Annotated in this window: 22 protein-coding genes, 3 pseudogenes and 1 riboswitch; of the genes and pseudogenes, 16 read left to right on the top strand and 9 right to left on the bottom strand. The window is 63.3% G+C overall.

Going from position 1 to position 24,556, the window contains the following annotated elements:
- Window positions 1-757: 757 nt before the first annotated feature.
- A complete protein-coding gene (locus AB4Y36_RS13690; protein WP_368683237.1) occupies window positions 758-2,239 on the bottom strand; it encodes a coniferyl aldehyde dehydrogenase in 1,482 nt (493 codons plus the stop codon).
- A gap of 100 nt (window positions 2,240-2,339) precedes the next feature.
- Here AB4Y36_RS13690 and AB4Y36_RS13695 point away from each other — a divergent pair, with 100 nt between their 5' ends.
- On the top strand, window positions 2,340-2,987 hold the full coding sequence (locus AB4Y36_RS13695; RefSeq protein WP_368683238.1) for a TetR/AcrR family transcriptional regulator: 648 nt from the start codon (window positions 2,340-2,342) through the stop codon (window positions 2,985-2,987).
- Window positions 2,988-3,108: 121 nt separating this feature from the next.
- Window positions 3,109-3,792 carry a type 1 glutamine amidotransferase domain-containing protein gene (locus AB4Y36_RS13700; protein WP_368683239.1) on the top strand — a complete coding sequence of 228 codons (684 nt, stop codon included), beginning with the start codon at window positions 3,109-3,111 and terminating at the stop codon, window positions 3,790-3,792.
- Window positions 3,793-3,847: 55 nt separating this feature from the next.
- Here AB4Y36_RS13700 and AB4Y36_RS13705 read toward each other — a convergent pair whose 3' ends face one another.
- The 3 genes from AB4Y36_RS13705 to AB4Y36_RS13715 form a co-directional block, all read right to left on the bottom strand.
- Window positions 3,848-4,330 carry a MerR family transcriptional regulator gene (locus AB4Y36_RS13705; RefSeq protein WP_368683240.1) on the bottom strand — a complete coding sequence of 161 codons (483 nt, stop codon included), beginning with the start codon at window positions 4,328-4,330 and terminating at the stop codon, window positions 3,848-3,850.
- A 51-nt stretch (window positions 4,331-4,381) separates the two neighbouring features.
- Window positions 4,382-5,134: an SDR family oxidoreductase gene (locus AB4Y36_RS13710; RefSeq protein WP_368683241.1), complete on the bottom strand. Its 753-nt coding sequence runs from the start codon at window positions 5,132-5,134 to the stop codon at window positions 4,382-4,384.
- Window positions 5,135-5,230: 96 nt separating this feature from the next.
- Entirely contained in the window at window positions 5,231-5,488 is a 258-nt protein-coding gene (locus AB4Y36_RS13715; protein WP_368683242.1) for a hypothetical protein, read from the bottom strand.
- A gap of 502 nt (window positions 5,489-5,990) precedes the next feature.
- On the opposite strand from AB4Y36_RS13715, the gene AB4Y36_RS13720 reads away from it, so the two are divergent.
- From AB4Y36_RS13720 to AB4Y36_RS13755, 8 genes are all read left to right on the top strand, one after another.
- Entirely contained in the window at window positions 5,991-7,139 is a 1,149-nt protein-coding gene (locus AB4Y36_RS13720) for a porin (protein ID WP_342946522.1), read from the top strand.
- 108 nt (window positions 7,140-7,247) lie between these two features.
- Complete coding sequence (dapA, locus tag AB4Y36_RS13725; protein WP_342946523.1) at window positions 7,248-8,135, top strand: 4-hydroxy-tetrahydrodipicolinate synthase; 888 nt, start codon at window positions 7,248-7,250, stop codon at window positions 8,133-8,135.
- 70 nt (window positions 8,136-8,205) lie between these two features.
- The gene (locus tag AB4Y36_RS13730; protein ID WP_368683243.1) at window positions 8,206-9,375 is read left to right on the top strand and encodes an iron-containing alcohol dehydrogenase; all 1,170 of its coding nucleotides are present in this window, start codon (window positions 8,206-8,208) and stop codon (window positions 9,373-9,375) included.
- Window positions 9,372-11,699 (top strand): 4-hydroxythreonine-4-phosphate dehydrogenase PdxA, encoded by a 2,328-nt coding sequence (gene pdxA, locus AB4Y36_RS13735; RefSeq protein ID WP_368683244.1) that lies wholly within the window; start codon window positions 9,372-9,374, stop codon window positions 11,697-11,699. The genes AB4Y36_RS13730 and pdxA overlap by 4 nt, the downstream gene beginning before the upstream one ends.
- Window positions 11,700-11,765: 66 nt before the next feature.
- Window positions 11,766-13,175 carry a sodium:solute symporter family protein gene (locus AB4Y36_RS13740; protein ID WP_368683245.1) on the top strand — a complete coding sequence of 470 codons (1,410 nt, stop codon included), beginning with the start codon at window positions 11,766-11,768 and terminating at the stop codon, window positions 13,173-13,175.
- 84 nt (window positions 13,176-13,259) lie between these two features.
- Window positions 13,260-14,444 (top strand): exo-alpha-sialidase, encoded by a 1,185-nt coding sequence (locus AB4Y36_RS13745; RefSeq protein ID WP_368683352.1) that lies wholly within the window; start codon window positions 13,260-13,262, stop codon window positions 14,442-14,444.
- 163 nt (window positions 14,445-14,607) lie between these two features.
- Entirely contained in the window at window positions 14,608-15,396 is a 789-nt protein-coding gene (locus AB4Y36_RS13750; RefSeq protein WP_368683246.1) for a DeoR/GlpR family DNA-binding transcription regulator, read from the top strand.
- 9 nt (window positions 15,397-15,405) lie between these two features.
- Window positions 15,406-16,128 (top strand): SDR family NAD(P)-dependent oxidoreductase, encoded by a 723-nt coding sequence (locus tag AB4Y36_RS13755; RefSeq protein ID WP_368683247.1) that lies wholly within the window; start codon window positions 15,406-15,408, stop codon window positions 16,126-16,128.
- A gap of 66 nt (window positions 16,129-16,194) precedes the next feature.
- Here AB4Y36_RS13755 and AB4Y36_RS13760 read toward each other — a convergent pair.
- Together AB4Y36_RS13760 and AB4Y36_RS13765 are read right to left on the bottom strand one after the other, a co-directional pair.
- Window positions 16,195-16,515: pseudogene (locus tag AB4Y36_RS13760) on the bottom strand (amidohydrolase family protein); the annotation flags it as partial.
- Window positions 16,506-17,301, bottom strand: a pseudogene (locus AB4Y36_RS13765) (ISKra4 family transposase); the annotation flags it as partial. The pseudogenes AB4Y36_RS13765 and AB4Y36_RS13760, both read right to left, overlap by 10 nt.
- 105 nt (window positions 17,302-17,406) lie before the next feature.
- On the opposite strand from AB4Y36_RS13765, the gene AB4Y36_RS13770 reads away from it, so the two are divergent.
- The 3 genes and pseudogenes from AB4Y36_RS13770 to AB4Y36_RS13780 all read left to right on the top strand — a co-directional run bounded on the left by AB4Y36_RS13770 (window position 17,407) and on the right by AB4Y36_RS13780 (window position 19,718).
- Window positions 17,407-17,871, top strand: coding sequence for a hypothetical protein (locus tag AB4Y36_RS13770; protein ID WP_368683361.1), 465 nt, complete (start codon window positions 17,407-17,409; stop codon window positions 17,869-17,871).
- A 249-nt stretch (window positions 17,872-18,120) separates the two neighbouring features.
- Window positions 18,121-18,471, top strand: a pseudogene (locus tag AB4Y36_RS13775) (YncE family protein); the annotation flags it as partial.
- Between the two features lie 23 nt (window positions 18,472-18,494).
- Window positions 18,495-19,718 carry a permease gene (locus AB4Y36_RS13780; RefSeq protein ID WP_368683248.1) on the top strand — a complete coding sequence of 408 codons (1,224 nt, stop codon included), beginning with the start codon at window positions 18,495-18,497 and terminating at the stop codon, window positions 19,716-19,718.
- 92 nt (window positions 19,719-19,810) lie between these two features.
- On the opposite strand, the gene AB4Y36_RS13785 is transcribed toward AB4Y36_RS13780, so the two are convergent.
- Both AB4Y36_RS13785 and AB4Y36_RS13790 read right to left on the bottom strand, forming a co-directional pair.
- A complete protein-coding gene (locus tag AB4Y36_RS13785) occupies window positions 19,811-20,671 on the bottom strand; it encodes a cation diffusion facilitator family transporter (RefSeq protein ID WP_368683249.1) in 861 nt (286 codons plus the stop codon).
- 177 nt (window positions 20,672-20,848) lie between these two features.
- The gene (locus AB4Y36_RS13790) at window positions 20,849-21,439 is read right to left on the bottom strand and encodes a TMEM165/GDT1 family protein (RefSeq protein ID WP_368683250.1); all 591 of its coding nucleotides are present in this window, start codon (window positions 21,437-21,439) and stop codon (window positions 20,849-20,851) included.
- 30 nt (window positions 21,440-21,469) lie between these two features.
- Window positions 21,470-21,632, bottom strand: a riboswitch (yybP-ykoY riboswitch).
- A 101-nt stretch (window positions 21,633-21,733) separates the two neighbouring features.
- On the opposite strand from AB4Y36_RS13790, the gene AB4Y36_RS13795 reads away from it, so the two are divergent.
- The 3 genes from AB4Y36_RS13795 to AB4Y36_RS13805 are packed head-to-tail and all read left to right on the top strand — an operon-like array spanning window position 21,734 to window position 23,510.
- Window positions 21,734-22,009, top strand: coding sequence for a metal/formaldehyde-sensitive transcriptional repressor (locus tag AB4Y36_RS13795; RefSeq protein WP_115532886.1), 276 nt, complete (start codon window positions 21,734-21,736; stop codon window positions 22,007-22,009).
- A 7-nt stretch (window positions 22,010-22,016) separates the two neighbouring features.
- Window positions 22,017-23,306 (top strand): CDF family Co(II)/Ni(II) efflux transporter DmeF, encoded by a 1,290-nt coding sequence (dmeF, locus tag AB4Y36_RS13800; protein WP_368683251.1) that lies wholly within the window; start codon window positions 22,017-22,019, stop codon window positions 23,304-23,306.
- A 3-nt stretch (window positions 23,307-23,309) separates the two neighbouring features.
- Window positions 23,310-23,510 carry a DUF1289 domain-containing protein gene (locus AB4Y36_RS13805; RefSeq protein WP_342947065.1) on the top strand — a complete coding sequence of 67 codons (201 nt, stop codon included), beginning with the start codon at window positions 23,310-23,312 and terminating at the stop codon, window positions 23,508-23,510.
- 12 nt (window positions 23,511-23,522) lie between these two features.
- On the opposite strand, the gene AB4Y36_RS13810 is transcribed toward AB4Y36_RS13805, so the two are convergent.
- Window positions 23,523-24,518: a YncE family protein gene (locus AB4Y36_RS13810; protein WP_368683353.1), complete on the bottom strand. Its 996-nt coding sequence runs from the start codon at window positions 24,516-24,518 to the stop codon at window positions 23,523-23,525.
- Window positions 24,519-24,556 lie beyond the last annotated feature (38 nt).

Below are 24,556 nucleotides of genomic sequence, written 5' to 3' on the forward strand. Positions count from 1 at the left end.
TCGCAAGCGGCACGCTGCGGTCTGAGCATGGTCTTTGTCATGTGGCTGGCATCCTCGGAGTGGTATCAGCGTACGCGCCCTTTTCGGGACCTCACACTTTGCTTACTCCTGGACTCTATCCTTGAAGTTGACTTTAAGGTCAAGCGTCCCCCTTGCGACTTAACAGGTCGCTGGAGTACCGGCGGTAGAAGGCTCCTGAAGCGTTGATAGAAGACCTCCGCTTGCTCCCCGGAGATCATGCGCGGCGGCGACACGTTCACAGAAAGTCTGTTTCCATGCGCGAGCTGGCACCTGTCCGTTGGCACGCGGCCCGCGCCTCATTGAGATGGCGGAGCGATGCAAATCTCCCGCCTCAACCCATGACGGAGGCTCGAATGCAATATCTGTTGATGCTCTGTTCGGAAGACCGCTGGAACTAGATGAGCGACAGCGAGCGGCAGCAGGGATGCGCCGCGTGACAGGCGTACACGATGCGCACGCGCGATGTCGCCGCTGCCGAGGACGCGCTGGCCGACGCGTTTGCAGCCGCGCTCGCCGACGGGCCGAAGCGCGGCTGATCGACGGCGCGCACGCTCCCGGCGCTGGAGGCCGCGACCACATTCAGGCATGCAAGAGCCGCACCTCTGGGCCGTTTCAACGTCGCCTTCGCCGCCAATAAGAGACATCCAGAGGTAGCTCGTGCGTCAGCGGGTCGAACTCCGCGGACGACCCAGACTCCCGCCAACCGAGGAGCTTAGAGTTCACACGGCGATGCTCATCAACCTGAGCTCCTTGTATCCGAACGAAGGATCTTGCCGTCAGACTTGCGGCTTGCTCCAAGCGCGACGGTTAAAGCGAGGTCCACGACTTTCCCGAACGGTGCCCGCAGCAGGCGAGGAAGATTCCACCGCCCCTGAACGAAGACCCCCTTTGCGTGACTCATCGCGCGAAAGCCCTCGACGCCGTGGTAGGCCCCCATGCCGCTCGGCCCAATGCCACCAAAAGGCAGGTCGTCCTGGGCCACGTGCATGAGCGTGTTGTTGACGCCGGCGTTGCCAGAGGTCGTCCGCGTCAGCAGCATTTCACATTCGTTGTCCTCATTGCCGAAATAGTAGAGCGCGAGTGGACGCGGCCGCGCATTCACATAGTCGATAACTTCCTCCATGTTGCGATAGGTCCGTACCGGCAAGATCGGTCCGAAGATCTCTTCCTGCATGATTGCGCTTTCGTCACCCGCGCCGATGACCAGCGTTGGCGCAAGCGTACGCGGGCGATGGCTTGCGCTCTCCGGTGCCACTCCCGCCTCGACTACGCGCGCGCCTCTGCGCCGGGCATCTTCGACGAGGCCGACCAGGCGATCGTAATGCGTATCGCTGACAATCGAGGTGTAGTCGGCGCCGGTCGGCCCTTCAGGATAGGTGCGGGCTACCGTCGCATCGAACCGCGTGAGGAAGGCCTCAAGGTCGCCCTCGTGGATGAGCGCATAATCAGGCGCGACGCAGGTCTGGCCGCCGTTCGACAGCTTGCCGAAGACGATGCTGCTCATGGTCCGCTCGTCGAGGTGTCCGCGCGCGACGATGACAGGGCTCTTGCCCCCGAGCTCGAGCGTCACTGGCACCAGATTGTCGCTTGCTGCCTTCATGACCTTGCGGCCGACCTGGGTGCTGCCCGTGAACAACAGATGATCGAACGGCAGGCTGCTGAACGCCGCGCCGACTTCCGGGCCCCCGAGTACGACGGCGACCTCGTCAGCCGGGAAGCTTTCCGCGAGCATTCGCCGGATGAGTTCGCTGGTGCGCGGCGTCAACTCGGAGGGTTTGAGTATCACGCGGTTGCCGGCGGCGAGCGCGGTCGCAAGGGGAATGAACGTCAGCGAGAACGGATAGTTCCACGGCGCCATCACCCCGACGACACCCTTCGGCTGGTATTCGACCCAGGCGCGCCCTGAACGGTAGAGGACTCCAACGTGCCGGCGTTCAGGCTTCATGAACCGGCCGAGGCTCCGCGTCAGGTAGTCGATCGACTGGATCACACCGACCAGTTCCATGATGTCCGTCTCGTGGTGCGAGCGGTGCCCAAAGTCAGCGCTGATCGCCTCCTTCACTTGTTCCCGATTCGCGAGAACTACGGCACGCAGCCGGGCAAGTCTGGCCTTGCGCTGCGCGAGGTTCGGCGGCTCCTCTCTGAGGAATGCACTGCGTTGACGCCCGAGCAGTTCTGCTGCGTCGATGTTTGGGATGGGTTCTGTGGGAATGGACACGTTGCACCTCGCGAGATTGTCGAAATGTAGACATTGTCAACTTGACGATTCGGGATGGTATGAGCAAAATGTGTCTCCTGTCAACATCGGACCGCCCTACATGCCGTCGGACACATCCACCGGGACAAAGCCCTATCACCACGGCGACTTACGGCGCGCCATCGTCGAAACGGCCCTTAACATGCTTCAAGAGCAGAAAGGCTGGCAGTTCACCCTTCGCGAGGTTGCTCGACGTGCGGGAGTTAGCCACGCCGCGCCCTATCGGCATTTTCCGGACAAGACGGCGCTGCTGCATGAGCTCGCCCTGATCGGATTCGATCGCCTGCGCGAGGAACTGCTCGCCGCGCTCAGTCCGGCTTTGGACGCGCCCGCGCACTTGCTGGCGCTTGCCCACGCTCATTTGGGCTTCGGCGCCAGGAACGCGGAACTTTATCGTCTGATGTTTAACACAGACGCGGGAGAGCCATCGGACATACACCTCGATCCGCGTACGCAGGCGCCCTTCCAGCTGGTCATTGATGTCCTTGAGCGTGGCCAGCGCGAGGGCACGATTCGTCCTCGCTCCGCGCTCGGCCAGGCGACAGCATGCTGGGCCCACCTCCATGGCCTGACGATGCTTGCGATTGACGGGCGGCTGGTGCCAGCGAAGGTAGGCGATCACGCCATTGATGACGCCCTGACCACGCTATTGGACGGCCTCCTGACCAGCGATTCCCGATCAGCCGATCGTAATGTCAAAAGACCTTAACCTTCAGCTTGAATTAACCGTTATGGTTGTGGCTCCCGGACGCACCGTGCCTGCTCTCCTCGAAGACAGGCAATTCGTGATGCATCCGGGCAGATTGGTCGATCGAAAGGAACCTACAAACATGACCAAACGCGTACTTCACGTCGTCAGCAATGTCGCCAGCTATGCCGACCGGTCCGAGCCGACCGGCCTTTGGCTATCCGAGTTGACCCACGCCTGGCGTGTCTTCGCCGGGAAAGGGTATGACCAGCGTCTGGTCAGCCCCAAGGGAGGCGTCTCCCCCTTGGAGCCGCGTTCGCTCAAATGGCCGCTAGCCGATACCTCGGTGAAAGAGTGGCTCACCGATAAGGACCGCCAGGCACTTTTGGCGACAACCGCGCGCCCCGACCAGCTCGATCCGGCGGAGTTCGATGCAATCTATTTCACGGGCGGTCACGCCGTCATGTGGGACTTTCCTGATGATGCCGACCTGCAGCGCATCACGCGAGATATCTACGAACGCGGAGGGATCGTCTCGTCCGTCTGCCACGGTTACTGCGGACTGCTCAACACAAAGCTCTCGGACGGCACATTGCTGGTGGCGCAGCGTCGGCTGACCGGTTACTCCTGGGTCGAAGAAGTGCTGGCAGGTGTCGCGAAAAAAGTACCCTACAACGCCGAGAAGGAGATGAAGCGGCGCGGCGCGCACTACGAAAAAGCCCTGCTTCCGTTCGTCTCCAAGGTCGTCACCGATGGCCGGCTGGTCACCGGTCAAAACCCACAGTCCGCCAAGGCGACGGCCGAAGCGGTCGCTTCACTGCTGTGACGGGCGGCGAGGCGACTACGCAGCCGGCGTGCCAGGCGTCACTCGCCGGGGGTTCCTAACCCCGCTTGAGCGACCCGCGACGCTTCGCCTTACGAAGCGTCGTCACGTCTGCCGCTTCCAGAGCGGGCGTTTTCACTTCCCCCGAATGCAGGCGCGACAGCACTCTCTTCGCGTTGGCGGTGCAGTCCATCTCTTCGGGTTTCGCTTCGATCTCCGCCAGAAGCGCGACGAGATGCGCTTTGCTCTGCGCGAGTCGCGATTCCAGTGCTTCGATATCCTGCACCTTGCCGCGCATTGTTTCCATCAACGAAGCGTGCTTCCATTGCATCAAGTCGGGCGGCAGCAACGTCCGAATCTCGTCGAGACTGAAACCGGCCTGCTGCGCTGTCGCAATCAGCTTAAGCACCACCACGGCTTGAGATGAATACGTCCGGTAGCCATTCGGCTGACGTTCGGCCTTTAGCAGGCCGATACCTTCGTAGAAGCGAATTCGCGAGGCAGCAAGGCCCGTGCGCTCCGCAAGCTCACCAATTTTCATGTTTCCAATACTCCCCGGTCAGACTGAACCTGACCGCCAACTTGATGACCTTCAGTTCATCCGTGCTACCCAGCGTAACGGCAGCGTTTGCATCAGTATGCCGACCAGTGACCACGGCCATCCGGGCACGCAGGCCTCCGCCGGCTCGCGCTCGATAGCCTTTACCATGTGCTGACAGCCCACGCGTTCCTGTAGCTCGAAAGGCAGCTTTTTTGCAGCCGCGTTCAGCTCTGTACGTACATAACCGGGGAACAGGGTGGTGACCTTTATCGGCGTCTTGATCAACTCGGCACGAATGCCTTCAGCGAGGTGTGCCACGGCCGCCTTGGTTGCCGCATAGGTGGTCAGATGCCTGGGCAGGCCGCGTTTTGCACTCATCGATGAGATCACCACCAGGTGGCCGCTGCCCTGCCTGCGCAATATCTCCACAGCTGCTTCACACTGGGCAAGCGCCGCTATGAAGTTTGTCTCGGCGGTACGCAGATTAGTGCCGAAATGTCCGGTACCGATACGTCGTCCTTCGCCAATGCCGGCGTTGACAACGATCCGGTCAAGGCGGCCAAACACCTGTGCAAACTCGTTGAATACCGCGAAGACCTGCTCGTGTTCGTTGACATCGAGAGCCCTGATTTCAACCCTCACGTCGAACGCGCTGGCCAGTTCCCTTTGCAACTCCACAAGGCGCTCAGTGCGCCGCGCGCAGAGCGCCAGATCGTAGCCACGAGCGGCGAATTCCCGAGCCATCCCGGCGCCCAGGCCAGAGCTGGAGCCGGTTATCAGGACCGTCCTGGATCGTTGTGTCATTTCAGTCTCGTCATATTCGCTCGAAACGCAGACCTACATAGCAAGTAGACGCTCGATGAAGCGGCCCACGTCAGGCCAGCCCCACCTCACGGAAAGTCATATTGACTTAGACATAATCGCGTCGGAAGGCGCGTGCTCCGCATCGGCCGTGTTTTCCTCCATCGCCCCTTGGCGAGCCAGTTGCGAGTCGTCGCGCCATTCGGCAGGATCAAGGGAGTAAACGGCTTCATTGAGGCGACCTTTCAGTTGGCTATCCCCGAAGGCTAAAGTTAAAGAAGACTTTAATGTCAAGCCTTCATTGCGACTCCCAACATGAAAATCCGCGAGCTTGCAAAGCGAATCCGCTTCGCGCATCCGTTTCTCCGAATCGTGCGGGTTGCCGCCCACCCGTCTGCGAAAACTTCGCTCAGCAGCTCGCGCAGGAAGACGCTGGTACGGGACGCATGCTCCGCGGAAATGCATCCGGGACAACTCATTCCTCTCTATCGTAAAGCGGCAGCGAGTTCGGCCTGAAACCCGGCAACCGCCGACTCGAGCGCTCGCAACAACATCGCCTGGAGAGACTCATCGAACCGCGCGCTTGGGACTGAGATATTAATAGATGCGAGTGGAAGTCCCGCCCGGTCAAGGGGAACCGCCAGATTTGCACGAAAACGACGATTACCCCAGCGAGCGCAATCTGTGCGCACGATCGGACTGATTGATTCAATCATTCCGAGGGTTTTCCCGTAGTTGAAATGCTCGTTTCAATCAAATAAGATGACTGCACTGATCGAGTCAATCAGAATTCAGCAGGTGAACATCCCTGACTTGATCGAAACAGTCAAAAAACTAACCCTGCCGGAGACAAGTAACGATGAGAAGGACCACCGCCATGCTTGGCCTGTTGGGCGCCGCGATCGGCGCACATGCGCAAAGCAGCGTCACCCTCTACGGTTTGATCGATACGTCGCTCGTGTATACGAACAACCAGAAGGGCTCGGCGAACTACCAGATGTCGAGCGGTGTCTTGTCCGGCAGCCGCTGGGGCCTCAAGGGCACCGAGGATCTGGGCGGCGGGTATGCGGCCATCTATCAGCTGGAAAACGGTTTTGGCAGCACCACGGGCACGCTGGGCCAGAACGGCCGTATGTTCGGCCGCGCGGCCTGGGTGGGCGCGGCCACGCCGTTCGGCAGCGTCACACTCGGCCGCCAGAACGAACCTTCGGCCGATCTCGTCGGTCCGCTCGTCGTCGCGAATCAGTGGGCGGGCGGCATCGGCGCGCATCCGGGCGACACCGACAACCTGTATGTGAATTCGCGCGTCAGCAACAGCATCAAGTTCCTGAGCCAGAGCTATCACGGTTTCCGCGGCGGCGCGCTGTTCAGCTTCGGCGGCACGCCGGGCGCCTTCAACAACAACCGCATCTGGAGCGTCGTGGCGGGCTACTCGCAAGGACCGCTCGCGCTGGCCGCGTCGTACATCAACACCTCGCGCCCCAACACCGCGCTGTGGGACGGCACGGCTGGCGCCGCGCCCATTTCGCCGAACAACTCGCCGATCTTCTCGGGCTACACGTCGGCGCGTACGCAGCAAGTTGCCTCCGTGGCGGGCAACTACACGTTCGGCAACGCCAAGGTCGGTCTCGTGTATTCGAACTCGCGTTTCGAGGATCTCGGCTCGGGCGCGGCGGCAGCGCCGATTGCGGCCTACCGTGGGGCAACGGCGGTGTTCGACAATGCCGAAGTGAGCTTCAGCTATCAATTCACGCCTGCGCTGCTGATGGGCGTAGCGTATGAATACACGAACAGCCACGGCGCCGGCGACGCGCACTACAACCAGGCCAATATCGGCGGCGACTATCTGCTTTCGAAGCGCACTGACATTTACCTGACCGCCGCGTACCAGCGCGCGAGCGGTACCGACTCGACCGGCAAGGCCGCAGTGGCCGCGCTCTGGCCGATCACGGCCTCGAGCAATTCGCATCAGATCGTCGCGGCATTGGGGTTGCGGCACCGCTTCTAGCATTCAAACCTGCAGGCGAATCGGCAGGTAAACCGCGCGGCGCGCCCCATCGCGCCGCCAGTCTGGAGGGCAACGTAGCGTTGTCCTCCGGCGAAGTGGAGAACGAACATGGCAGTGAATTTCCGGGGCATCATCCCCGCCCTCATCACCCCGATGACCGCCGACGAAGAAGTCGACGAAGCCGGCCTGCGCACGCTCGTCGAACGCCTGATCGGCGCGGGCGTGCATGCGCTGTTCGTGCTCGGCACCAACGGTGAATTCATCGCGCTTTCCGAGGCGGAAAAGCTGCGCATCGCGGGCATCGCCGTGGATCAGGCGCGCTCGCGGGTGCCCGTGATCGCGGGCACCGGCGCCTACGCCACGCGCGACGTGATCGAACTGAACAGCAAGATGCTGGATACGGGCGTCGATGCCGTCTCCGTCATCACGCCGTACTTCAACGGTGCTTCGCAGCCCGAACTGCTCACGCACTACGAGCGCATCGCGCGCGCCACGCCGCTGCCGGTGATGCTCTACACGATTCCGGTCAAGGCGGGCGTGACGCTCACCATCGACACCGTGCGCCGTCTCGCCGAGATTCCGAACATTCGCGGCATCAAGGACAGCGGCGGCGACTTCGACCGCTTGCTGCAGCTCATCAACCTGCGCCGCGACGATTTCGCCGTATTCACGGGCACCGATTCGATGATCCTCTGGTCGCTCATCGCTGGCGGCGACGGCGCCGTTGCCGCCACGACGAATGCGGTGCCGGGTGTCGTGATGTCGATCTGGAATCACTTCCAGGCAGGCGAAATCGAGGCGGCCCGCCGCGCCCAGGAATCGCTGCGCGCGCTGCGCGACGCCTTTGCGCTCGGCACGATGCCGGTGGTGCTCAAGACCGCGGCCGCCATGCTCGGCATGCCCGCCGGCCCGGCGCGCTCGCCTGCGCAGCCGCTCGACGCCGCCACGCGCGAGCGCCTCGCGAAGGCGCTCGAAATCTACCCGCGCGTAGCCTGAAGCCACGAGCGCAACCGAACGAACGCCCTTCCGCAAGAACAGCAGCAAGACCGAAATCGAGACTCACGATATGAACCCCGTTTATCACTTCCAGACCGTCAAGCACGTCGTGCACGGCGCCAACAGCCTCGACCAGTTGCCCGAGAAGCTCGCGCTGCTCGACCGCCCGGTTCGCCGCATTGCGTTCATCACGCAACCGGTGATGGAGGAAAACGGAGTCGCGGCGCGCGTGGTGGCGGCGCTCGAAGCGAAGGACATCGAAGTCCTGATCGTGCGCGACGTGCAGCCCGAGCCGACCATCGAGAACGTGGAAACGGTGTTTCGCGGCCAGATCGAGCCGTTCGCCCCCGATGCGGTGCTTTCCGTCGGCGGCGGCAGCGTGCTCGACGCCGCGAAGCTCTTCGCCGTGCGCCTCACCAACGCGCAGCCGCTGCGCGAATGGCTCGGTATCGATCTGATCAAGACGCCCGGCGTGCCGCTCGTGCTCGTGCCGACCACGGCCGGCACCGGCTCCGAGGTCACGCCCAACGCCATCGTCACGCTGCCCGACGAAGCGTTGAAAGTGGGCATCGTGAGCCGCCATCTGCTGCCGCAACTCGTGATACTCGACGCCACGCTCACGCTCGACCTGCCGAAGCCCATTACGGCTGCCACGGGCATGGACGCGTTCATTCACGCGCTCGAGTCGTATATCTCGACCAAGGCCAATCCCATCAGCGACATGTTCGCGATGGAATCCATGCGCCTGATCGGCGCGAACCTGCTCGAAGCCTATGAAAACGGCCATTCGCTGAAGGCGCGCGAAGCCATGCTGCTCGGCTCGATGTACGGCGGCCTCGCGCTCACCGCGGCCGGCACGGCCGCCGTCCACGCCCTCGCCTACCCGCTCGGCGGCATGTTCAACATCACGCACGGCGTGGCCAACTCGATGCTGCTGCCGCACGTGATGGCGTTCAATCTCGATGCCATCGTCGGCCGCCTCGCCACCGTCGCGCACGCGCTCGGCATCGCGCAGCACGACGACAGCGATCAGGCCGCCGCCGACAAATTTCTCGAGCGCCTGCGCGAATGGACCGCGGCGCTCGCGATTCCGCAGGATCTGCGCCAGTTCGGCGTGTCGGAAACGCATCTCGACGCGCTCGCCGTGGCGGCCGCCAAGGTCAAGCGCCTGCTTGGCAATAATCCCAAGGCGCTGAGCCTCGACGACATCAAGGCGATCTACAGTCGTCTGCTGCCATGAACACGCCAACCACCCGCAACGTGCGCCTGCTGATACTCGGAGACGATCTCTCCGGCACGGCCGACTGCGCCGTGAAGAGCACGCATCGCGGCCTTGCCAGCGTGGTCTGCCTAAACGCGGCGGCGCAAGGAAGCGCAGCCGCGCCCGACGTGCTTGCGATCGACACCGACACGCGCCGCGCTGCGCCCGCCGACGCTGCGAGCGCGAATGCGCAGGCCTGGCGCGCGCACGCTGCCGGCCGGCGGCTCTACAAGAAGATCGATTCGACACTGCGCGGCAACGTCGCCGCCGAAGTGGCCGCGCTCGCCGCTCATGCGGGCATGGCGATCGTGGCGCCCGCGCTGCCGGAAGCGGGCCGCACGACGCAAAACGGATGCCTCCTCGTGAACGGCACGCCCGTCGAAGAGACGGAAGTCTGGCGCAACGAAAGCATCGGCGGCACGGGTCATCTGCCGTCCATGCTGGCAGGCGCTGGCTTGCAGGTCGCGCACCTCGACCTGCAAGCCGTGCGCGAAGGCGCTGAGCCGTTGCGCGCGCGCCTCGATGCCTTGCGCGCCGCAAAGTGCGAGGCCGTGATCTGCGACAGCGAAACGGACGCCGACCTCGCCCTGCTCGCCGAAGCCTCCGACACGCTCGACGGCGCGTTCTGGGTCGGCTCGGCGGGACTCGCACAAACGGTGATCGCGCGCCTCACGAACGACCACGTGCAGCAAAACGCGTCGCCCGCAGTAGCCGTTTCGCCCGCAACGATCGCACAACACCCGCGCGGCGTGCTGGCGGTAGTGGGCAGCATGTCGAGCGTCTCGCACGAACAGGTCGCCACGCTGCGCGCCAATGCGGGCGATGCGTTTGACGTCTTCACTGTCGACGCCGTTGCACTGCTCGACCCTGTGAGCCCCGAGTCGCTCACGCTGGGCACGCGCGTGACGAACACGCTCATGCGCGGCCGCCACGCGGTGGTCGCTCTGAGCCAGTCCGAGCGCGTGCTGGTCGGCGACGGCGAATTGCTCGCCCGCCAACTCGCGGAATGCCTCGCCCCCGCCGCCGCGCACGCGGCCGCGCTGATCGCCACGGGCGGCGAAACGGCGCGCGCGCTGCTCGCAGCCATGGGCGTGGCCACGCTGCGCGTGGTCGAAGAAATCGAAAACGGCGTGCCGCTCATGGCCGCCACCCAGGCGTCACGCGTATTGCCTGTCGTCACCAAGGCGGGCGGCTTCGGGCGTCCCGACACCCTTTATCGCGTATGGCAGCGTCTCGCCGCCATGACGCAAGCGGACGCGAACGCGCCGCGCCACACCAGCAAAGAGGAAGCCATGAACTATCGTCCCGTAATCGGCATCACGATGGGCGATGCCGCCGGCGTGGGCCCGGAAATCATCATGAAGAGCCTTGCGCACCAGTCGGTGTACGACGGCTGCCGCCCGCTCGTGATCGGCGACGCAAAGCGGCTCGTCGACGCCGGGCGGCGCGTGGGCGTCACGCTCGAAGTGCGTTCGATCGAGGCCCCCGCCGACGCACGTTTCGAGCTCGGCGTAGTCGACTGCATCGACCTGGGCCTGATTCCGGAGTCGATGCCCTACGGCCAGCTTTCCTCCGTCGCCGGCGACGCCGCGTACCAGTACATCGCGCGCACGGTCGAGCTGACCTCGGCAGGCGAGCTCGATGCGATCTGCACCGCGCCGCTGAACAAGGAAGCGCTCCACGCGGGCGGCCATATCTTCCCCGGCCATACGGAAATGCTCGCGCATCTCACGGGCATTCCCGAAGTCTCGATGATGCTCGTGGCGCCGAAGTTGCGTGTGATTCACGTGACGACGCATATCGGCCTCCTCGACGCGATCCGCAAGATCGAGCCTGGCCTCGTGCAGCGCACGATCGAGCGCGCGCACGAAACGCTCGTGCGCGCGGGCATCGAAGAGCCGCGCATCGGCGTATGCGGCATCAATCCGCACGCGGGCGAAAACGGCCTGTTCGGCTATGGCGAGGAAGAGGAAAAGATCATGCCCGCCGTGGCCGTGCTGCGCGAGCGCGGCTGGGACGTGGAAGGCCCGCTGCCCGCCGATACGTTGTTTTTCCGCGCAGGCCGCGGCGACTTCGACGTGGTCGTGGCGATGTATCACGACCAGGGCCACGGCCCCGTGAAGGTGATGGGCCTCGAAGCCGGCGTGAACGTGACGGTGGGCCTGCCGGTGATCCGCACCTCGGTCGATCACGGCACAGCGTTCGATATCGCGGGCGAGGGTATTGCCGACGAACGCAGCATGCTCGAAGCGCTGAAGCAGGCACAAGACCTCGCCACGCGGCGCGCCGTGCAAACGGCTTAGTGGGTGCCCCGCCGGCGCCCGCACGCGGTCGCCGGCCGCCCAGCACAATAATCGGAGACATCACCTATGAATCGCCTCACCGTGTGGGATACCTCCATCATCATCGCGATGGTGGTCGTGTATATCGTCGTCACGGCCTGGATCAGCATCCGGCTGCGCAGCAAGACCACCGAACAGTTCATGGTCGCGGGCCGCTCCACGCCCGCCATCGTGATCGCCATCCTGCTAATGTCGGAGTACATCGGCGCGAAGTCGACCATCGGCACTTCGCAGGAAGCCTTCAACGTGGGCATCGCGGCTTCGTGGTCGGTGGTCTCCGCTTCGATCGGCTTCGTGTTCTTCGGCCTGTTCATGGCCAGGCGCCTCTACCAATCCGGCGAATTCACGATCTCGGGCTTCATCGCGCAGAAGTACGGCAAGACGGCCAAACTCGTTGTATCCGCCGTCATGATCTACGCGCTCTTCATCGTGAACGTGGGCAACTACGTGAGCGGCGCCGCGGCCATTTCGACCGTAATGCGCGTGAACCTGCCCACCGCGGCGTTCATCACCGCTGTCGTCAGCACGATCTACTTCGCCTGGGGCGGCCTGAAGAGCGTGGCCTACGTGACGATCCTGCACAGCACCGTGAAGCTCATCGGCATCGGCATTCTCTTGTGGGTTGCGCTCTCCATGACGGGCGGTGTCGCGCCGATGATGCACGCCATGCCGGCCCAATACTTCACCTGGAACGGTATGCTGAGCGGCGGCACGATCGGCGCCTGGATCATCGGCACGGCCGGCGCGATCTTCTCCACGCAATTCATCATTCAGGCGATCTCGGGCGCGAAGTCGGCGAACGAGGCGCGCAACTCCACGCTGATGGCAGGCGCGCTGTGCATTCCCATCGCAATTGCGCTCGGCTTTCTCGGCGTCGCGGCGAAGTTCCTGTTCCCCAACATCAAGAGCCTCTACGCGCTGCCGATCTTTCTCCAACACATGCACCCGCTGCTTTCGGGCGTGGTCACGGTCTCGCTCGTTGCCTCGATCTTCGTGAGCGTGAGCACCGTGGCGCTCGCCATCGCCTCGCTGATCGTCAAGGACTTCTACGTACCGCGCTATCGCCCGACGCCTGAAAAAGAGCTGCGCGCCACGCGCACGATCTCCTTCGTGGTGGGCTTCCTGCCGCTCATTTTCGTGCTGTTCGTGCCGCAAATTCTCGCGCTCTCGTTCTTCACCCGCGCGCTGCGCCTCTCGGTCACGGTGGTTGCGCTGATGGGCATCTACCTGCCCTTCTTCAACAGCAACCGCGGCGCGATCAGCGCGCTCGTGGTCGCGACGATCGCCACCACGATCTGGTATCTGCTCGGCAATCCGCTCGGCATCGACAATATGTACATCGCGCTCGTTTCGCCTGCGATCGTGATGGTCGTCGAGAAGCTGCTCGCGCCCACGGCGAGCGGCAACGGCCAGCGCGTCGTGCACTCCGACTCGTAAGGCGCGACGCGCGAACCCCTCGCCACACCGCAACAGGAATTGATCATGACGACTCCCTCCACGCTGCCCGAAGCCGCGTTCACCATGCCCGGCCGCCTGCACGCCGCCGCTGGCGACGTGGCTCGCACCGACGCCTACCTCCCTGCCCCCACCGTGCAGTGCCATGCGGCCAACCTGCTCGCGCTCGTCAACGGCGACGTGCTCTGCGCATGGTTCGGCGGCACCCAGGAAGGCGTGCCCGACATTTCGGTCTACCTCTCGCGCCTGACCAACGGCAGCGAAACGTGGAGCGAGCCGGTGCGCCTCTCCGACGACCCGACGCGTTCCGAGCAGAACCCCGTGCTCTTTGCTGCGCCCAACGGCGAAATCTGGCTTATCTACACAGCGCAGCTCTCGGGTCACCAGAACACCTCGATCGTGCGCCGCCGCGTCTCCACCGATCAGGGCCGCAGTTGGGGCCCCATCGAAACGCTGTTCGACCGCCCCGGCACCTTCGTGCGCCAGCCTATCGTGGTGGCGCGCGATGGCGCATGGTTGTGCCCCGTGTTCCTGTGCCGCGTGCAGCCCGGCGAGCGCTGGTCGGGCAACGACGACGTGAGCGTGGTGATGCGCTCGACCGACAACGGCGCGAGCTGGACCGAACACACGGTGCCCGCAAGCGTGGGCTGCGTGCACATGAACATCCAGCCGCTCGCCGACGGCTCGCTCCTCGCGCTCTACCGCAGCCGCTGGGCCGACCATATCTACGCGAGCCGCTCCGACGACGGCATGACGTGGAGCGCGCCACAGGCGCTCGCGCTGCCGAACAACAACTCGTCGATCCAGTTCGTCGCGCTCGCCAACGGGCACCTGGGCCTTGTGTTCAACGCGAGCAGCGCGGCGCAGAGCACCGGGCGGCGCGCCTCGCTTTACGACGACATCGAGGACTCGGAAGACAGCGGCGAGCTGGTGACGCAAGCCGCCTCCGCGCACGGCACCGCGTTCTGGGGCGCGCCGCGCGCACCGATGACGCTCGCCATCTCGACGGACGGCGGCCGCACCTGGCCCATCACGCGCAACCTGGAAACCGGCGACGGCTACTGCATGACGAACAACTCGACGGACAAGCTCAACCGTGAGTTCTCGTACCCGTCGATTGCGCAGTCGCCCGACGGGCGCCTGCATATCGCTTACACGTACTTCCGCCAGCGCATCAAGTACGTGAGCGTGGCGGAGGAATGGGCCAGCGCGGCGAGCGCCGCGTCACAGCCCGCGCCCGCCGCCGCCTGATGGGGAGCCGGGTCCCTGAGCGATGAACGCGAGGCGTCGGAAAGTGGCTACAGTACGGGGTGCAACACGCGGTAAAGTACCGTGTAAACTGCGTGCGCGCCGTATTGTCCACGCCGTCTGCCTCGCCGCGAAGCGGCGCCCCGAACCCAACGCCGAACACTCCATGAAAGTAGCCCGCCGCCGTGAAGCCATGCTCCAGGCCGTCCTCTCCGGCATGACCGAAGTGTCCGAGCTGTGCGAACACTTCGGCATGTCGGAGGCCACCGTGCGCCGCGACCTGCGCGCGCTCGCCGACGAGCGGCTCATCCTGCGCACCTATGGCGGCGCGGCTTCGGTCGGCACGCACGCGCCCGAGGAATCGCTCGAACAGCGCCGCCAGAGCTTCCAGGCCGAGAAAGACGCCATCGGCCACGCGGCCGCCGCCCACGTGCACACCGGCGACACGATCTTCCTCGACAGCGGCACCACCACCGCCGCGCTGGCGCGCGCGCTCGCGCAGGCGGGCCGCCACGACATTCGCGTGGTGACGAACAACCTGCTCGTCGTGCAGGCGCTCGCGGGCAGCAGCGTGCCGCTCACGCTGATCGGCGGCGAAGTGCGCGAGTCGAGCATGAGTACGCTCGGACCGATCGCGCAGCTCGCGCTCACGCGCGTGACGGTCGACAAGGCCTTTCTCGGCGCCGATGGCGTGGTGCCCGGCCGCGGCCTGTGCGAAGCGACCGGCGACCAGGCCTACCTCAAGGAGTGCCTCATGCGGCAGGCCGCGAGCCTCTTCGTGCTCGTGACCGCCGACAAGCTCAACCGCGACAGCCAGCAGCACTGGGCGCCGATCGAGAAGCCGTGGACGCTCATCACGGACGCGAGCGCTTCGGATGGCGAGCTGCAGGCATTTCGCAATCTCGCGGGGCTCACGATCGAGCTGATCGAAGTGTCTGCGGGAGCCGCGCATTGAAAGACGACGATGGACAACGCAACGAACACCGCAAATAGCACGTCAACGCCTCCCACGAACAAGCGCATGGTCGTGACGGGCGCAAGCTCCGGCATCGGCTACGCGATTGCGAAGCACCTGCTCGCCGAGGGCCATGACGTGATCGGTCTGAGCCGCAGCGCGCCGGATCTCGATCATCCGCGCTTCACCTGGTGCGCCGCGGACCTCGACGATGCGGCCGCAATTGCCGGAGTCGCACAACGCATGGGCGCGGTGGATGGCCTCGTGCACGCAGCCGGCTTCATGAAAACGGCGCGCATCGGCGAACTCGACGCAGCGAGCGGCGAAGCAATGTGGCGCCTGCACGTGGGCGCCGCCTCGGCGCTCGCCAATGCGCTCGTGCCCGCCATGCCCGGAGGCGGCCGCATCGTGCTGATCGGCAGCCGCGTGTCGGGGGGCTCCGCCGGGCGCAGTCAGTACGCCGCCGTCAAGGCCGCCATGGTCGGCATGGCGCGTTCGTGGGCCATCGAGCTGGCACCGCGCGGCATTACCGTCAACATCGTCTCGCCCGCCGCGACCGCCACGCCCATGTTGAACGACCCGAAGCGCACGTCCAGCGCGCCGGTCATGCCGCCGATCGGGCGCTACGTGACGGCGGAGGAAGTGGCCTCGATGGTCGCGTATCTGCTCGGCCCGCAGGCCGGCGCGATCACGGGCCAGCAGATCATGATCTGCGGGGGGAGTTCGCTGTAGGGCGGGCGTGGGTGCGGAGGCTGTCGCGCAGCGCGCGCCTCTGATCTTCTTTCGCCTCGCACGTGCTCAACGTCCTTGCGCAGTAAGGGCAGCGTCCAGTCGCGGATAGACACGGCGTGCGTTGCCTTCGTAGATCTTGAACCGCTGGTCGGGGTTCATGTCCGCGGCTTCGATATAGCGTTTCGTGTCGTCGAAATAGTGCTGCGTGTATGGATCGATGGCGCGCACCGCTCCTATCATCTCGCTCGCGAACAGGATGTTGTCGACGGGAACCACCTCGGTTAGCAATTCGATGCCGGGCTGGTGATAAACGCAGGTGTCGAAAAACACGTTGTTGAGGAGATGCGCTTCCAGGAGACCGCGCCAAAGCGGGGGCGCTATGCCGCGTTATTGTGAGCGTGCTTGTTGACCGCGAGCGTCGGATACCATCGCTCAAACGTGATCGCAACTGCTCATTCGGGACCGCCGTCCTCACCTGCAGAAGGGCATGCGCGGGAGCGGGCCGCCACGCCATCTGCTGCCGCTTCACAAAGCGCTTGCTGACCACCTGGTTGACCGCCGATTCGACGAAGCTCGAGGTGATCGGCTCGCCGTGACGATCCGTAGTTCACAATAAAGCTTTGGTTATTTTCGATGTAACCGATGAACTCCTCCAGTCTGGCCGGCAGCCTGACCTCCTCTGGACTGCCAACCGCGGCGAGTTCCCAGCCCACGCTTTCGAGCCGCTGCAGCGCCGCATAAGGGCAGCCGTGCCAGAGTGCCACTTTGCACTGCCTATCGATCATCGCTCCGATGGACGGCCGTTCGCCGCAATCCGGCAACCCCTTGATCACCTGTTCCAGATTCTGCACTCGCATGGCGACGTGAAACCAGTCGAGTACCTTATCGCCACAATCGCCAAAGTCGAGCTGGGCGCGACGCACGGTGTCGCCGCCGTCGGACAGGAAAGCTACTGGCTGGTCCGCACCGACACCCTCCTGGGCGAGAAACGTCAGCATCCGATCGGCGGGCGCGTGCTCGAGTGTATGAACGTATGCGAAGTTGTGTCCGCCGCCGTCATCGTGCAGTGATTTTCCGACGATCACTCCGAACCAGCCGTCCTGCTGTGTCCGGCCAGCCGAATATATCCGCGTCGATACCCACTGCGCGTACTGAACTGTATTGCGGAATAGCGTCGTTCGGCGCGCTATTGTTTCTACATGGCCCGCCGCGCCCCACACAGCCAAGTCTGAACGACGCGCCAGGCATACACGTGCGTTGGAGACGCGCCATGATGCGATGCTCGCCGATCATTCCGGCGCATGTTTGACGTGGGCGCGCGATGCCGGCTGGACCGTCATGGACACGATCGAGCCGGCGGAACTCGACCTTCGACGTCGGCGCCTGTTCGGATTCACGGGCGAGCGCCTGTGGTGCTGGATTTACCGCACCCGGGACAGGCAATTCGCAGCGCGACTGGCTGGAGCCCGGCTGCAGGCGGTCGGCGCCACGCCAGGTGACGCCATCACAGCGTTGCGCCGCAGCGCCGCTGACTATCAGCGCGTTTGCCACGTTACCCTGCCACACACCCCGGCTGTCCCGCTTGTCAGACCTGAACCCATTGCTCCGATGCTGGCCGACAGCTACCACGCGCTCGTTAGCGATGTCCGGCACTTCGGCGGCTTCTGGCGGGCGGGCCCGGAGCTGGGCGATGCTGCGCGCCGTTACCAGCGAGCCAGAATCGGCGGCGCGCGGCACCTCTAATGCATGCTCCACCGCGGTGTGGCCGATCGCGAAACAGCGCTGGACTGATAACCCGCATTTTCAGTCAAGCGTCTAAAACGCAGGAAACCTGTCACCGTGAAAACGCGCACGCAATCCTCCGATGTCGTCGTGCTGCGGTTCGTGACAATGACGTCGTGATTTCTTCGGACCTCAATGGCGATAAGCGCACGCAATCCAGTTTCCGTTGTAACGTGCCACGCCCACCGCATCAGGCAATTGTCTACAAGTCTCCCGGTGGGCATGACGGGTGCTGAATATGTCGCCGTTGTCGACTGGCGCGCACGCAAGGTCGTAAAAATCATTCGGACGGGAAAAGGGGCACACCACTTCCGGTCTCTTGCCGATGGCCAACATGTGCTCGTGACGAATCACGTGGGCACTACCATCAGCATCCTTGACCATACCCTGATGAACGTCGGGAGCATCACGGGGTTGCCACCAGGACCAGACGACATGGAGCTGAATCCAGACCGGCGATATCTGTGGGTCACGTTCCGCTTTACCCGTTACGTGGGCGTAATCAATGTCGGCAAGTCACCCCACGGCATCTACTTCTACAATCGCGCGCCATTGTTTTAGGCGCGCAATCCAGGGAGGTCGTGATGTACATTTTCGGCACACTGGGTCATGCCCTGTGGATGTCCTTCACCATGTTGTGGCAGATATTCTGGGGACTCAGCCTGGGGTTTCTCTTCTCGGCCGTCATCGAAGTGATGGTCTCGAAGTCTGAAATGTCAAGGCTTCTACCGGACAACTCCCCGCGCTCCATATCGCTAGCGAGCCTGCTTGGTGCCGCGTCATCATCCTGCTCCTATGCAGCCGTTGCCATGGCGCACTCGATGATTCGAAAAGGGGCCGACTTCAGTGCTGCCATGGCATTCCAGTTTGCCGCTACCAACCTGGTGCTTGAACTGGGCGTGCTCATGTGGGTGCTGATTGCGTGGCAGTTCGCCGCTGCCGAGTTTCTCGGCGGCCCAATCATGATTGTCGTGCTTGCCCTGCTGTTTCGCTTCCTTTTGCGAGATTCACTCAGAAAGCAGGCTGTCGAACAGGCGGACAAAGGTATCACCGGTAGCATGGAAGGGCATGCCGCAATGTCGATGGGCGAACAAAAAGGCACATGGAAACAACGCCTCACATCGAGGGACGGCTGGACAGCCATCAGCCATAACTACGTGATGAACTGGGTCATGCTATGGCGAGACATTGGCGTAGGATTGCTCGTTGCCGGCGCCTTAGCGGCATGGGTACCGGATAGCTTCTGGCAGAAATTCATTCTGGTCAGTCATCCAACCCTCGCCATGATATGGGGCGCCTTCGTCGGGCCACTCATCGCGGTCGCGTCATTCACCTGTTCGGTCGGCAACGTGCCACTGGCGGCCGTTCTGTGGAAAGGTGGCATCAGCTTCGGAGGCGTTGCCTCGTTCATATTCGGCGACCTCATCATCCTCCCCATTCTCAATATCTACCGGAAGTACTACGGCGGCAGAATGACGGCGTTCATGATAGCTACGTTCTACATCGCGATGGTTGTCGCCGCGCTTGTTGTCGAGGCCCTCTTTCAGCTGTTGGGCTGGGTACCTCACGAACGGCAGACGGCAGTTATCAATGTGGCGATCTCATTCAACTACACGACAGTACTGAACATCATCTTCGGTGTCGTGTTCGTGATGATGTCGGCGGTTTTTTTCAGAACCGGTGGCCCCGGGATGATGCGGATGATGGAAGGCGGCGAACACGATCGTCATCACGGTACTGGACACGACGCTCATTCCCGGTGGCATCGCCCCCCTGCAGATGACCGCCACTCCAATCATCAACAATAATTCCTGAACAGCGCGGCGGTTTGGCCGCGCATGGAAGTCAGAGAGCGTATGTCTGCGATGAACCGCGCAGTGCCCGCGCACTTTGTCACCGTTTACTTCAGCATGTCGTCCAGCCGCGGATCCTTGATTCCCGCGGGCGCGACGTGCGCAGTCACATCGGACGCGGGAAAGAGTCGCGCCACGGCTTTCTCGACACCGTCGGCAATTGCGTGTCCTTGCGCTACTGTCATCTGCCCATCGACCTCCAGATGGAACTCGACGAACACGCGGTCTCCACCATTGCGAGACGCGACCGCCGCCTCGATGCGCGTTCGTTTGGCCGCACCCAGCTCGCGATCTAGCAGTTGAACCAACGCACCCAGTGCCATGCCGCGAGCGTTCCACAGCATGTAGACAGAGATCGCGAGCGCGCCAAGCGCATCGGCGCGAGCCAATGCCAGGAAATGATTGAGCAGCAGCGCAACGAGCACGGTAACGTTGACGGCCACATCAGTGAGATAGTGCGCCCGATCGGCCGAGATGGCAGTCGAACCGGTGCGCCTCCCGACGAGGGTCTGCATGCCGACCAGCCCGGATGCCGCGAGAGTGCTGAACACGATCACCCAGATTCCGAGCCCTGTCTGGTTCAGCGGCTCCGGCCAGAGCAAACGTCTGACCGACTCGATGCCGAGCACAACCGCGGCCGCGCCAAGCAACAACGCCTGAACGAACGCCGCGATAGCCTCAGCCTTTCCGTGACCGTATCGGTGGCCGCGATCAGCGGGACGCGCGGCGTAGCGCACACCGAAGAAGGTCACGCATGACGCGACAACGTCCACCAGACCGTCCGCGGCCGAGGTGAGAAGAGAGATGGACCCTGTTGCGACCCATGCCCATATCTTGACCAGAACGAGGCCCAGGGCGACGACCAGCGCCACGATGGAAGACATGCGCCGCAGCGCTTCGTCGGACATTGGCAGGAGCCCCCGTGTGCGAAGCATCACCGTGATTCGTGCGGATTGTGCGGAACAGTCGTGGCAATCGCCCCCCAATCGCCAAGCCATGCAGCAAATATCGGCCCCGAGTCGTTGGCAGGCGGTCGGTTGGCAGCGAATCGCGCGATCCGGCTGCGTTCGCGTGCCCCCTGCCGCTCAGAAAAGCGGGTGGGCGTCTGGGTAAAGCGCCGTTCTGAGCGCGAAGCCGCCCAACACCACGAAGATGACGGCCGCCACAGCGTGCACCGCCTTCGTCGGCAAGCGATCTGCAAATTTGTGACCGAGATAAATAGCGGGCACATTGGCGAGCATCATGCCCAGTGTGGTTCCCGCGACCACACCAACGAATTCATGGAACCGCGCGGCGAGAGCGATCGTCACGATCTGCGTCTTGTCGCCCATCTCCGCGAGGAAGAACGTCACGACGGTGGTGCCGAACACACCGAAATGTCCCTTCGTCGTGACGGCATCCGCATCGTCGAGCTTGTCCGGAATGAGAATCCAGATGGCCATCAGGGCAAAAGATGCCACCACCGCCCAGTTCATGACATTGGGGTTGATGACACTCGCGAGCCAGGCTCCAAGCGCGCCTGAGCCGGCGTGATTGATCAGTGTCGCCACGAGGACGCCAAGCACGATAGGGACAGGCTTGCGGTAGCGTGCAGCCAGAACGAGCGAAAGCAGTTGGGTCTTGTCGCCGATTTCGGCGAGGCCCACGACGCTGGTCGAAACGAGGAAGGATTCCATGGGGTCGTTATCACCGGGCCGCGCAGTCAGAACGCGATGACAGATACCCCCGCGACCCGGCTAGGTGGGGATATACGTCATCGGTCTTGCCAGGCTTGCGCTGCACACGCCATGTCGCCAGTTAGCGGACAAGTATGTTGACGTGCGCCTCCAGACAACGCGCCTGGAGCGGCTACTCCCCGAAGAGTGCCGCGATTATCGAAGCATCGCGCCGTGTCCTGCAAGGATATCTTAGTATACCCCTCCACCCTATTATGTTAATATACCCCCCTACGCTATAACTGGAGGCGGAGCATGAGCCATACGATTCGCGAAAAGCAGAAACTGCTCAACCGGGTACGCCGCATCAAGGGACAGGTCGAGGCCATCGAGCGTGCGCTCGAGGACGAGCGCGGTTGCATGGACGTCCTGCAACTCATTACGAGCAGCCGCGGCGCGATGAACGGCCTGCTCGCGGTGGTTCTTGAAGACCATATCCGGACGCACCTTGTCGACGCAGAGCCGCACGACGACGAGCACGGCAGCGGCACCGAGCAACTGATCGAAGTAGTCCACAGCTACTTCAAGTGAGAGAAACATGAGTCAATTCGAGGATGCCGCCTTCGGGGCGGGACATGACCATATCTTCCTGGGCGCTGCCCACGAAGAGAACGAGCGCAGGACATGGATGGTGATTGCGCTGTGCAGCGCGATGATGGTGACCGAGATCGTCGGCGGAAGCCTTTTTGGCTCGCTTGCGCTCGTTGCCGATGGCCTGCACATGTCAACACACGCCGGCGCGATGCTCATCGCTGCGCTCGCGTATACGTACGCGCGAAAGCATGCGAGCGACAGCCGCTTCGTATTCGGTACCGGGAAGCTGGGCGATCTCGCGGGCTTTACCAGCGCCATTGTGCTCGCCATGATCGCGCTGCTGATCGGGTACGAGGCGGTTTCGCGCTTTCTCTCGCCCGTGCCCATCCACTTCGGCCAGGCGATCCCCATCGCCGTTCTTGGCCTGCTGGTGAATATTGCAAGCGTCTGGCTGCTCAGCGGCAACCATCACGGCCACAGTCATGGACATGGGCACAGCCACGGCCACGGGCACGGACATGAAGACGAACACGGTCATGAGGAAGAGGCGCATCGCATCTTCGGTACTGCTGGAGTTTTCGCCGTGTCGATCTTCGAAGATGGCGTGCCACCCGTCTTCCGTATTACGCCTGAGACGGCTTCGTCGAACCTGACCGCCGACGCGGTATCAGTCACGACGGTTCGCCCCGACGGTTCCCGTCAGACCTTCGCGTTTGCCGACCGTGGGAGCTATCTGGAGTCGAAAGATGACATTCCCGAGCCGCATGCATTCAGGGCGATTGTCGGCTTGCCCGATGGCGAGCAGTCAATCGAATTCGAAGAGCACGATCACAGTCACGAAGACGCACATGCTGCCGCGAACCGCGACCACAACATCCGCTCGGCCTACATTCACGTCATCGCAGACGCGGCAGTTTCCGTGCTCGCGATCATCGGCCTCCTGCTGGCCCGTGCGTTCGGCTGGGTCTGGATGGATCCGCTCGCAGGCGTGATCGGCGCCCTGGTGATTGCTAACTGGTCGTGGGGCCTGATGCGCGATACGGGAGGCATTCTGCTCGACATGAATCTGGATAAGCGCATGGCCGAAAACGTTCGTCACATTATTGAAGACAACGGTGACGCCGTGCTTGATCTCCATGTCTGGCGCGTCGGTCCGGGCCACATGAGTGCGGCGGTGTCAGTCGTCACCAGTGAAGCACAACGCAGCCCCGGCTTTTATCACGCGGCGCTCAAGCGCTTTAAGGGGCTGTCCCATGTGACGGTCGAAGTGAACGCCCCTCGCGCCGCCACGTAAACCATGGCTGCCAAATCGCCCTGCATCGACCTGTGCGCGTTCGATGGCAAGACCGGGTTCTGCACGGGCTGCTACCGGACGCGTGAGGAAGCTCGCGGCTGGAAAAAGATGACGGACCACCGGCGCCATCAGATCCTCAATGAAAGGTCCCGGCGCGAGGCAAAGCTGGGACGTGAAGCGACGCGGGCGTCGGAGCAGGACTGAAGACCGCACACCCTATCGCGGCGTCATGATCCGCAACACAGGATGTCCGTCGACATCTTTCAACGGAAAGTACGACCGGTGTGTCGCTGCATCGACAGCGACAACGTGCGCATTCGGTCCCACGTGCCCGTCGCCGATCTTCGACACGTGGGACGCGTCAACGCTGAACATCGACACGACGCCGCTCTCGCCAGCCACATAGACGGTGCGCAGTGCCGGATCGAACGCCAGGACGTCCGGATCGCCACCCGTGTCGAACGCCGAGACAACGTTCATTGAGCGCGTGTCGAACACGAGCAGCCGGTAATTGTCCTCACAGGCGATCAGCGCGAGGCGTGAGTCCGGGAGAATCAGCAGTCCGTGATTTCCCTTCGCGCCAGGCAGGTCGGTCCGGGAAACGATCACGTTCGTGGCCGGGTCGATCTCCACCAGCTGGCGTCGCGTCTGCACGTTGACGAAGATGTGTCTCGAAACCGGATCGTATTGCGAATTGCCGGCCTCCCCGTCGAGCGGAATCGTCGCAATACGCCGGTTGCCCGGGACATCGATCACCGTCTCGGTCTCACCAGTCTCGTCCGAGACGTAGAGCCGGCGCGCGTCGCTCGCATACGCCATGCCGTCCGGATAGACGCCGCCGGGCACCCGGGCGGTGATCTTCAGCGTACGCTCGTCGATCGCGACAATCTCGTTCGTGCCGGTCGCGGACGCATAGACGCGGGACAGTTCGGGCACGGCGAGCACGCCATGCACCGCCGAGACGCCAGCCACGCGTGCGACGACCCGCGAGGCCAGGGTATCGAACACCACGACCTCGCTGTCGCCCAGGTGCGCGATGAACAGCAGATGCCGGCCAGGGTCATAGCTTTCATAGTCGAACCGGGACGCACGTCCTGGCAGTGGCACGTCCTCAATGTGCTTCAGTGGCAGATTGCCGACTTCCGCGTCATCCGCTCCGTGCGCCACACAACCCGCGCCGCCCCCGGCCACAACCGCGAACGCGAAAACCATGGAAATGAGTTGCACGACGAAGCGATGGTCTGGGTGTG

Origin of the sequence: Paraburkholderia sp. BR10936 (genome assembly GCF_040965735.1) — a bacterium.
Lineage (GTDB): Bacteria > Pseudomonadota > Gammaproteobacteria > Burkholderiales > Burkholderiaceae > Paraburkholderia > Paraburkholderia nodosa_A.